We start from the raw sequence: 8,804 nt of genomic DNA on the forward strand, positions 1-8,804 counted from the left end.
CTGTAAGATCAATCAAGCCTGGCCTCTTTAATTCCTTTAATTAATTCCTAAAGGATTATTCTTCGCGCCGGACAATGGTCGCCAACCGGGCGAACATGCGCTTCATCGCGTTGACCCGCGCGAGATAACCGCGGACGTCGTGATCGCCACACCGTTGGCCGGTGGTCAACCGAAAGCCGCGCCTGACGTAGGCGTCACCCGCTCCGGCGCCGCACAAGTGGATCACGGTGGCCAGATCCTGCTTCTGCTGGAGCGTGGCGCTGGCGATCCGGTTCCGCTCCAGCGTAATCGCGACGCGGCGATCCAGAAAGGCGGACGTTAGCTCGACAGCGTGGGTCGGCACGACGCGTGTGTAGAGGCTGTTGAACCAGCACGATCCGATCTCGTTCCAGGGCCCATCCTCGACCACGACATGGTCATGAATGCAGTAGCGCTTCGCCTCGACGAACGTCGCATCGATGATCTGATACATTCCGACCGCGCTCGACGCCGGCCGGTACAACTCGAAGGGATCCCACGTCGGGTGCCACCGCCAGTACGTCCGGGCCACCGGGTTGCCCGCGCCCTCGACTTGGGCGAGCGCGGCCAAAAGCTCGGGCGTGATAACGGCGGTGGAATGCTCCTGGAAGACCGGCTCGTACTGCCGCCACGTGTCGGACGGCGTTTTGGAGAGCGTGGTGCTCACGGGAAAGAACAGCTCGGCCGGCTTGCGGACAACCTGGTACACCCAGTTGGTCGCGGACCAGAGCGCCAGAACGACGACGGCGACGATGATGAGCTGGACCGCCAGCGGCGCGGCCAGCAGCGCCCGAAGCGCGCGCCGGCGCAGCCGAGTGCCCGGCCAAAAGATCGCAATGCGGGAGCGACGCTGGTGCTTCTTTCGTCTCTTCCGGGAGGTGGTTCGGGCAGTGCGTGAACGTGACATGAAGGCGACAATAAGCGCTAAGGCAACGCTAATGCAACGGCGGCCAGTAGTGAAAGTCCCGCCCAGCTGACGAGCGCCTGAGGACCCTTGGACTCAACCATGAATTTAGTTGGGGTCGGACCTCATTACCCTGCTGGTAATCTAAAATCTCGTAAATACCCCGCCGCCTGTCGACAGGCGCCAACGTCTGATCGGACGCGTGAAACTAATCACGTCCCACCTAGTCAATATAACAAACCTAACCTATGCTGAATGAGTTTACGACCGCGGCCGCTGCATACCGCGGCATAAGAAAAGCAATCCATGATCACATGAAGAGATCATGTCTCATGCAATCAGGAGCATCACCATGATAAACAATAAAATGACCGATTCCGATTTTCCCGCAATTGCCTTTGCCACCTTGCCGACAACGGGCGAGACGATCGCGATTCAATACGGCCAACGAATCCACTACCGGGTGAATACAACCAAATCCGCGGAAGAACTCAATGCGATGTACGGTGTCACCCCGGCCCAGGCACAGGCCGTGCTCGAGCGCGTATTGGCTGAGCAGGAAACACCGCCACCAAATCTGGAAAGTCACGATACGCTCCGTCGCTCCGCGTAGCGCACAATCCCATCTATGAAATAAATGGGGTAAGACACCATTTATTTAAAAACTTGTCACGCCTGTGAAGGCGGGGTGAAGCGGTGTTGTGATGCGCGCCATCCGGGGCGCGCTAAAACGCGTCCAATTCAGTTAAAGCTCGGCTCCTGCCTCGCTAAGAACTCCAGGGTTCGCCATCCTGGCGAACCCGCTAATTCACGCCAACGAACGGGTGCAACGAATTCAGTCGCTCCCTGGGCGGCAACAGGTTTTGAATAATCAAAAGCCGCCCTTCGGGCGGCTTTTCTCCTCTACCTCTTCAGCGTCGGATAATCAACATACCCCTTGGGCCCTGGCGTATAGAACATCCCTGCGTCCGGGGCATTCACCGCCGCGCCGGTTTTCCAGCGGGTCACCAGATCCGGGTTGGCGAGGATCGGCCGCCCGACGGCAATCAGATCACATTTGCCCGCGGCCAGGTCGCTCTCGGCGCGCGCGGCATCGTAGCCGCCGGAAAGGATCAGCGAGCGCTTGAACTCCTTTCGGAATGTTGCCTTCATTGAAGCAGGCACCGGCGGCGCGCCCTGCGGTGAGTGATCCACGAGATGGATATAGACCAGCCCGCGGGCGTTGAGCTGCTGAGCCAGATAGGTGTAATCCGCCTCCATCGCCGCGTACAGCGGCATGTCGTTGAACACCCCAAACGGCGAGAGACGTATGCCGACCCGGTCCTTGCCGATCGCGGCGATCGTCGCCTCGGCCACCTCGAGCACAAAGCGCGCGCGGTTCTCGATCGAACCGCCATAACGATCCGTGCGCTGATTCGAGTTCGGGCGTATGAACTGCTCCAGCAGATAGCCGTTGGCGCTGTGCAGTTCGATTCCGTCAAATCCTGCCGCCACGGCGTTTTTTGCGGTCTGAGCATATTCCGCGACGGTGGCCTTGATGTCCGCCTCGGTCATCACCTGCGGCACGGGATGCGGCTTCAAGCCTTCGGCATCGGTGTACATCTCGCCGGCGGCCGCCACCGCCGACGGCGCCAGCACGCGCGCGCCCGCGGGCATGTTGAGCGGATGGACAATGCGCCCGCAGTGCATGAGCTGCAAGAACATCTTCGCGCCCTTGGCGTGCACCGCGTCGGTAATCGGCTTCCACCCCGCCACCTGCGCCGGGGAGAAGATCCCCGGAATCCGCGGGTATCCCAGCCCGTTCGGGGACGGCGAAGTGCCTTCGGTGATGATGAGGCCAACCGAAGCCCGCTGCGCGTAATACTGTGCCATGAGGGCATTAGGAATGTTGTCGATGGCGCGGCTGCGCGTCAGCGGACACATGACCAGGCGATTCTGTAATTTCAGTGGTCCCAGAACAGTTTCAGAAAACAGAAGTGGCATGGCTAATCCTCAGTGAAAGTGCAGACGTACTCTAAGTTGGTTAAACCGGTTTTGAAAAATCTGATGCGGCCGCCTTGCCAGGCACGCCGCGGATCGCTGGGCGGTCGCGGAGCAGCGCCGAGTTGTGCTGGCTCCCATCTCAGTGATACGCAGTATATTCGCAGGCTGCGTATAACCGTCTATTGTCTGTCACAAAAAAAACGCCCCCAATCGGGGGCGTTTTCATGAAACAGACAGAAGTAATAACTATTACTATTACTTCTTCTCTTCTTTCTTCACTTCTTCCTTCTTCGGCTCCGGGCACTTCACGTCCTTGCCGTCGACCTTCACCATGTCGCCGGGCTTCTTGTCCTTGCAAGCCTTGGCGGTGGCTTCGGCCATGTGCTTCATGGCCATGCTGGAGGCGCTGAAGCCCAGACCGGCGATGAAGGTAAGGGCCATAAGACTCGTCAGTAACTTCTTCATGCAATGCTCCTAAAAGTAATGTGAGGTTAGTACTGAAATATGGCAAGGGTATAAAACCAGCCTCCCTGCGGGGCGACACTGTAGCGCTCAAGACGGCATGGCGTCAACGTACTGGTAATTCGCTTAAGCCATGCGACATAAACAGCTTACGATCGAGTCTCACATTGACTTATTCTAAGCTGGCAAAACCGCTGTTGTTGGTTCGTGTTGCCGCAATCTTCTGCTTCATTACTGCCGCCTCTTTCAGGTGGGTTAAAACTGTGGTCAGCCCTCGATAAGTCTGGGTGGTAGTGAGGAGCTTTATTCTGACGGTTTGATATCTCCGTATCCTTTTGTATTCTAAAATGGAGCGCTGGTCCGGTTTCATTTGATGTTGAACCAACAGGAGCGGAAAATCAGCAAACCATGGGCAAACTCGTTGTCAAATTCCGGAGCAAGCCGCTCGGCGACGTGAACCTGAAACTGGGCGACACGACGATCGGTCGCCATGCCACCTGCGACATCGTGCTGAACGACGACAAGAGTGTCAGCGGCACTCACGCCGTGATAAAAACTGTTGGGCGCAAATCCACCCTTGAGGATCTCGGGAGCACGAACGGAACGTTCATCGAGTCCGAGCGCATCACGCAGCATGAACTGCGGCACGGCGAGACGATCGTCATAGGCGAGCACGAGCTGATCTATCGCGATAATCTTGCTGTGGATGCGTCGGGATTCGGCAAAGGCTCGGGCGCACGCGCCACGCGGGACGACTCGCTGGAGAAGACCCGGATCATCTCGATGCATGCACAGCTGGTCTCCGTGGGAGGAAAAGACACGGGCAAACGCGTGCCGCTCGTAAAAGAGGAAACCCTGCTCGACAACCCCGGCAAGAACCCGGCCCGAATTTACCGCGGCCCCGATGGATACGTGCTGCGTGCGCAGGTCGGGCCCGGCGAGCCAAGGATCAACGACAAACCGGTACCGCCCGGCGGTCAGATACTGGAGGATGGCGACGTCATCGAAGTCGCGGGGACGAAGTTTCAGCTTGTCAAATAGTTGCCCGTAAATTAATAGCCGTCATCCCCGCGAAAGCGGCGGTCCAGGCTTTACATATCAGCCCCGCGCAACGGGGATTCCATTTCATCAGTCAGCCCTAATATCCACCCTTGGATCGCTGCACAATACCTGGGCTCTCCCGCTGCACGCTCTTATACTGTGAATCTGCTCACCCGCCGGGAGGCATCCCGTTCATGGCACAGGTGCAATTGCGCTTCTATGAAGAACTGAATGATTTTCTGCCGCCGGAGCGGCGCAAGATCACTTTTACCCATGAGCTTACGCGGCGCACTTCGGTCAAGGACCTGATTGAATCCTTTGGCGTGCCGCACACCGAGGTGGAAGTTATCCTGGTCAACGGCCGGTCCATGGATTTTTCTTATATCGTCCAGGCGTGCGACCGCATCAGCGTCTACCCCGTGTTCGAGAGCCTGGACATCAGCCCCTTGATACGGCTGCGGGACAAACCCCTGCGCGACCCGTCCTTCGTCATCGATGCCAATCTCGGGCAACTGGCACGCTACCTCCGGCTGCTGGGCTTCGATGTGATTTACCGCAACGACTTTACCGACCGCGAAGTGGCACAGGTCGCGAGCGCGGACCGGCGCATCGTGCTGACACGCGACCGCGCGCTGCTGCAACACAAGATCATCACGCACGGCTATTTCGTGCGCACCGTCAAACCCCGGGAACAGGTCAGGGAAATTCTTACGCGCCTGGACCTGTACAGCGCCCTGCACCCCTTCACCCGCTGCCTGCGCTGCAACGGCGAACTGGAAGACGTAGAAAAGGATGCGGTGCTGCACCAACTGGAGCCCAAAACCAAAAAGTATTACCACCATTTTCGAAGATGCAAAACATGTGGGCAGGCATACTGGAAAGGCAGTCACTTCAATCGCATGGAGAAACTGTGCGATTACTTCGCGGCACCGACCGCACCGGTCAGATAATCGTTATCTGCCTTATTGAAAAATCATTCAGTAATAAAAATTACTGCTGTAATAATACATGCAACCACGATCGGAACAACAATCACATAGAGCACGAGCGCTTCAAAAATCTCGTTGACCGGTGGCAAGTGGAGCGTGCGCATAATGGCCCTCCTTACTCTGAAAAACTGATCGCTGCCATGGCAGGCGGCAGTAGAAGGTGCATGAACTTTCTCGGGTAAACCTTCTCCGACCAACCCGGAAAACCCGTGAAACGTCATAAGCGATTTACCGAGTGGCGAAAACGAATACCGCTATCATCGAGATAATCACGATTGGAGCTACTATCACAAAGAACACGACGGCTTCAATAAGCTTGTCGGTCTTCGGCAAGTGAAGTGCACGCATGATGGCCCTCCTGATTTCAGGGTCCGTTCACGGACGCTGTGCGAGTTACCATTGTCACCGTCTGGCGGGTACTGAAGGCATGACAATTCGGTTACACCCGTTTGCGTAGCGGATCCACCCGTTAATGGTAAGCAATGCATGCCAGACTTAGTTATCATAGACAGAGTCTTGGCTCAGCGAGTAATTAAAAAAATTAATTTAAGCATTCCCTTATGGACCGCTCGCTAAGAGGCAGTGAGTAATGGGTACCTCCTGCCCTGCGACGCCAGCCTGCGGTACGGTGGCAATGGTCAGAGCGAAAGACGATAAACACGGGGGCAAGTCCTGAGTTTAAGAACATTATCCACAGAGGGCCCTTGATTCAATAAACCCAGCTAATACCTCAGCATTTTGACTGCCATCAATGACATGATCGCTGTTTGCTATTCAAATATCGCCATGTTGCCAGCTCAAGGCAGCAAAGGAGGTTGATATGCTGGTAAAGAAAATCATGACGCGCAAGCTGGAAGCCATTCTGCCTACGGCGTCGTTATGCCATGCCGCGCGCAAGATGCGCGACCTCAAAGTCGGCTCGCTGCCGGTGATGGTGGACGGCATGCTGATCGGCATGATCACGGATCGCGATATCTGTTGCCGAGGCGTGGCCGAAAGCTTCGATCCGGTCACCACCGAAGTGAGCAAGGTCATGTCGCGCGACATCTGGTTCTGCTTTGGCGACGACAACGTGACCGATGCCGTGCAGCAGATGGAGGAACACCACATCCGGCGGCTCGCCGTGCTGAATCGCGACAAGACCATGGCTGGCTTTTTGTCGGTGGACGACCTCGCGCACTACTCGCCCGAGTTAGCCGGCGAGGTGCTGGATTACGTCCGGCCCGCGCAACAGAACTAAGCCATCGCGCGTCTGCACAAGCACGATCCTGACCTTCCGGTCGGGAATAAATTATTGTTGGCGCGCGGCGAGAGACTGGCGTCATGTTCCGCAAAGACCTGCTGGAAATGTTGCGCAGCGCCCCGCGCAGCGTGGCCGATATTGCCGCGCACCTCGAACTCGAACCCAGGGATGTCGAGGATGACCTGTGGCACCTGCTGAAAAGCGTGCGGCATACCGGTTACCGGGTCACGATCACCCCGGCGCGCAGCCGCCACTGCGGTTTCATCTTCAACGCCGACAAGCTGCACAAGCCCGGCAAGTGCCCGCTCTGCCGCGAGACCTGGATCAACCCGCCACTCATTCACATCAAGGCACCGGTGTCCCCATGAGTCTTCCGGTTTTCGCCATCCGGGTGGAGTGTTATGCCGGGCACCGCGGCGAGGAGGAACCACGACGCTTCTGGCTGGGCGAGCGCCCGGTTTCGGTCGTGGAGATTCTCGATCGCTGGATCTCGCCCGAGTACCGCTACTTCAAGGTCCGTGGCGACGATGCCGCCAGCTACATTCTGCGGCACGACACACACGCCGACCGCTGGGAACTCACGTTGTTCGAGAGCCGGCCGGGGTAAACCACCTCTCCACAACGGGAGAATTAATCAGAAATTCCCTAGCGCGCCGCCACCTGGGTTTCGACGGGCGGCACGCTGGCCATGGCCAGCTCGCGCAGGCTGCGGCCGCGCAGCGAGGCGTCGACCGCCTCGTCCAGGCGCGCGAGTAGCCTCTCCACCTCGGCTTCGTGCGGCAGGATCTCGGCGCTCAGGCTGGGTTCTTCCTCGGCGCTGCGCAGTGTGTCGAGCAGTTCCTTCACGGTAATCGTCTCGAAGGAACGCGCCGGAAGATAACGCGGCGGATCGTCGGCGGTTTCGGTGATGTAGCCGGCGCGCTGGATGGCCGTGAGCACGGTTTCGACCGACATCACCGGCACACCGAGTCGGCCGGCGAGGGCCTCGAGCGACCAGGCCGGGGCGTTGGTGTAGTAGTTGCGGCCGATGAAGGTGGCGATCAGCAGCGCGATCTTTTCCTTGACGCGGTTGCTGAGCCGGAGCTCGCGCCGCGGCGTGACCAGCAGCGCCGGGTACTGGTGGTAACAGGCGATGCTGGCGCCGATGAGCACGATGAGCCAGTTGAGGTAAAGCCAGATCATCGAGAAGATCACGATCGCGAAACCGGCGTAGATCGCGGTGTACTGGGTCGAGGCCGCGATGAAGGCGGCGAAGCCCCAGCCGAGCGTCTGCCACAGCACCCCGGCGACGCTGGCGCCCACCAGCGCCGAACCCACGCGCACGCGGGTGTTGGGCATGAGTACATAAACGAGTGTGAAGGCCGCAATCACGAACAAGAAGGGAAGCAGCGTGGCCACGAGTTCGACCAGGGTGCCCAGGGGTTCAATCGCGATCAAGGCCTGCACGGCACTGCTACCGAAGAAGGCCGCCGTGACGCCCATGGCCGAGAAGATCAACAACGGGCCGATCATGAGCACGCTCAGGTACTGGCTGAAGCGCTGGGCCAGGGGGCGGGCGCTTTTGACGCGCCAGACGAAGTTGAAGGCATGTTCGATCTTCTGCAGTAAGGTGATGACCGTATATATAAGGAGTCCGAGGCCGAGCGCGCCGAGCACGCCGACCTTGATGTTGTTGATGAAGCCGATTACCTGGTCGGTGATCTCCGCCCCCTTCTCGCCCAGCGGCACGAGCAGCGCCAGCAACGCCGGGCGCACCTGGTTGTGCACGCCGAATCCCTTGAGCACCGAGAACGACAGTGCCAGCAGCGGCACCAGCGAAAGCAGCGTGGTGTACACCAGGCTCATGGCGCGCAAGGTGATCTGGCCTTCGCCGAGGTCGCGCCCGACCGCATACACCGTGCGCAGCGCGAGCACGAGTCGGCGGCGCAGCGTAGAGACGGCACCGAGATCCTCGCCCCAGAGAAAATCATGGGAACGCTGGGTGATTTGGGTGAGTAGTTTCATGGGCCTGTGAATGGGCGGCGGGGTGATAGGGGTCAATGATACCGCGCTGACGTGGAGATGACAGCTAAGGTGAAAATCTACATGTAAAGCCTGTTGCTGCCCGGGGTGCAACAGAACCCGTTGCACCCGTTCGACGGCGTGAACACACGTTAAGTGTGTT

Annotated in this window: 11 protein-coding genes; 6 read left to right on the forward strand and 5 right to left on the reverse strand. The window is 58.5% G+C overall.

All coding sequences use genetic code 11. The features are described 5' to 3' along the window. Nucleotides 1-55 precede the first annotated feature (55 nt). Complete coding sequence (locus WB402_RS01975; RefSeq protein ID WP_424205207.1) at nt 56-925, reverse strand: lytic transglycosylase domain-containing protein; 870 nt, start codon at nt 923-925, stop codon at nt 56-58. 349 nt (nt 926-1,274) lie between these two features. On the opposite strand from WB402_RS01975, the gene WB402_RS01980 reads away from it, so the two are divergent. Next, on the forward strand, nt 1,275-1,535 hold the full coding sequence (locus WB402_RS01980) for a hypothetical protein (protein WP_424205208.1): 261 nt from the start codon (nt 1,275-1,277) through the stop codon (nt 1,533-1,535). 290 nt (nt 1,536-1,825) lie between these two features. On the opposite strand, the gene WB402_RS01985 is transcribed toward WB402_RS01980, so the two are convergent. Both WB402_RS01985 and WB402_RS01990 read right to left on the reverse strand, forming a co-directional pair. Beyond that, nucleotides 1,826-2,905 (reverse strand): alkene reductase, encoded by a 1,080-nt coding sequence (locus WB402_RS01985; RefSeq protein WP_424205210.1) that lies wholly within the window; start codon nt 2,903-2,905, stop codon nt 1,826-1,828. Between the two features lie 255 nt (nt 2,906-3,160). Then, a complete protein-coding gene (locus tag WB402_RS01990) occupies nt 3,161-3,370 on the reverse strand; it encodes a hypothetical protein (protein WP_424205212.1) in 210 nt (69 codons plus the stop codon). Between the two features lie 405 nt (nt 3,371-3,775). Between WB402_RS01990 and WB402_RS01995 the strand changes: the two genes are divergently transcribed. Together WB402_RS01995 and WB402_RS02000 are read left to right on the forward strand one after the other, a co-directional pair. Further along, the gene (locus WB402_RS01995; RefSeq protein WP_424205215.1) at nt 3,776-4,408 is read left to right on the forward strand and encodes an FHA domain-containing protein; all 633 of its coding nucleotides are present in this window, start codon (nt 3,776-3,778) and stop codon (nt 4,406-4,408) included. A 194-nt stretch (nt 4,409-4,602) separates the two neighbouring features. After that, a complete protein-coding gene (locus tag WB402_RS02000; RefSeq protein WP_424205217.1) occupies nt 4,603-5,358 on the forward strand; it encodes a Mut7-C RNAse domain-containing protein in 756 nt (251 codons plus the stop codon). Nucleotides 5,359-5,381: 23 nt separating this feature from the next. Here the strand turns inward: WB402_RS02000 and WB402_RS02005 are convergent, their stop codons facing one another. Next, on the reverse strand, nt 5,382-5,618 hold the full coding sequence (locus tag WB402_RS02005) for a hypothetical protein (RefSeq protein ID WP_424205218.1): 237 nt from the start codon (nt 5,616-5,618) through the stop codon (nt 5,382-5,384). 599 nt (nt 5,619-6,217) lie between these two features. Between WB402_RS02005 and WB402_RS02010 the strand changes: the two genes are divergently transcribed. From WB402_RS02010 to WB402_RS02020, 3 genes are all read left to right on the forward strand, one after another. Beyond that, entirely contained in the window at nt 6,218-6,637 is a 420-nt protein-coding gene (locus WB402_RS02010; protein WP_424205219.1) for a CBS domain-containing protein, read from the forward strand. 83 nt (nt 6,638-6,720) lie between these two features. Further along, a complete protein-coding gene (locus WB402_RS02015; protein WP_424205221.1) occupies nt 6,721-7,008 on the forward strand; it encodes a hypothetical protein in 288 nt (95 codons plus the stop codon). Beyond that, nucleotides 7,005-7,247, forward strand: a complete 243-nt coding sequence (locus WB402_RS02020; protein WP_424205223.1) for a hypothetical protein — start codon at nt 7,005-7,007, stop codon at nt 7,245-7,247. The genes WB402_RS02015 and WB402_RS02020 overlap by 4 nt, the downstream gene beginning before the upstream one ends. Nucleotides 7,248-7,285: 38 nt before the next feature. On the opposite strand, the gene WB402_RS02025 is transcribed toward WB402_RS02020, so the two are convergent. Further along, nucleotides 7,286-8,644, reverse strand: coding sequence for a YhjD/YihY/BrkB family envelope integrity protein (locus WB402_RS02025; protein WP_424205225.1), 1,359 nt, complete (start codon nt 8,642-8,644; stop codon nt 7,286-7,288). Nucleotides 8,645-8,804: the final 160 nt, after the last annotated feature.

The organism is Sulfuricaulis sp. (assembly GCF_049587675.1).
Classification (GTDB): domain Bacteria; phylum Pseudomonadota; class Gammaproteobacteria; order Acidiferrobacterales; family Sulfurifustaceae; genus Sulfuricaulis.

Excerpts from the sequence above, each read along its gene's own strand:
- WB402_RS02025 (WP_424205225.1), bottom strand. The coding sequence starts at position 8,644 with ATGAAACTACTCACCCAAATCACCCAGCGTTCCCATGATTTTCTCTGG.
- WB402_RS01975 (WP_424205207.1), bottom strand. The coding sequence starts at position 925 with ATGTCACGTTCACGCACTGCCCGAACCACCTCCCGGAAGAGACGAAAG.
- WB402_RS02005 (WP_424205218.1), bottom strand. The coding sequence starts at position 5,618 with ATGACGTTTCACGGGTTTTCCGGGTTGGTCGGAGAAGGTTTACCCGAG.
- WB402_RS01990 (WP_424205212.1), bottom strand. The coding sequence starts at position 3,370 with ATGAAGAAGTTACTGACGAGTCTTATGGCCCTTACCTTCATCGCCGGT.
- WB402_RS01995 (WP_424205215.1), top strand. The coding sequence starts at position 3,776 with ATGGGCAAACTCGTTGTCAAATTCCGGAGCAAGCCGCTCGGCGACGTG.
- WB402_RS02010 (WP_424205219.1), top strand. The coding sequence starts at position 6,218 with ATGCTGGTAAAGAAAATCATGACGCGCAAGCTGGAAGCCATTCTGCCT.
- WB402_RS02000 (WP_424205217.1), top strand. The coding sequence starts at position 4,603 with ATGGCACAGGTGCAATTGCGCTTCTATGAAGAACTGAATGATTTTCTG.
- WB402_RS02020 (WP_424205223.1), top strand. The coding sequence starts at position 7,005 with ATGAGTCTTCCGGTTTTCGCCATCCGGGTGGAGTGTTATGCCGGGCAC.
- WB402_RS01980 (WP_424205208.1), top strand. The coding sequence starts at position 1,275 with ATGATAAACAATAAAATGACCGATTCCGATTTTCCCGCAATTGCCTTT.
- WB402_RS01985 (WP_424205210.1), bottom strand. The coding sequence starts at position 2,905 with ATGCCACTTCTGTTTTCTGAAACTGTTCTGGGACCACTGAAATTACAG.
- WB402_RS02015 (WP_424205221.1), top strand. The coding sequence starts at position 6,721 with ATGTTCCGCAAAGACCTGCTGGAAATGTTGCGCAGCGCCCCGCGCAGC.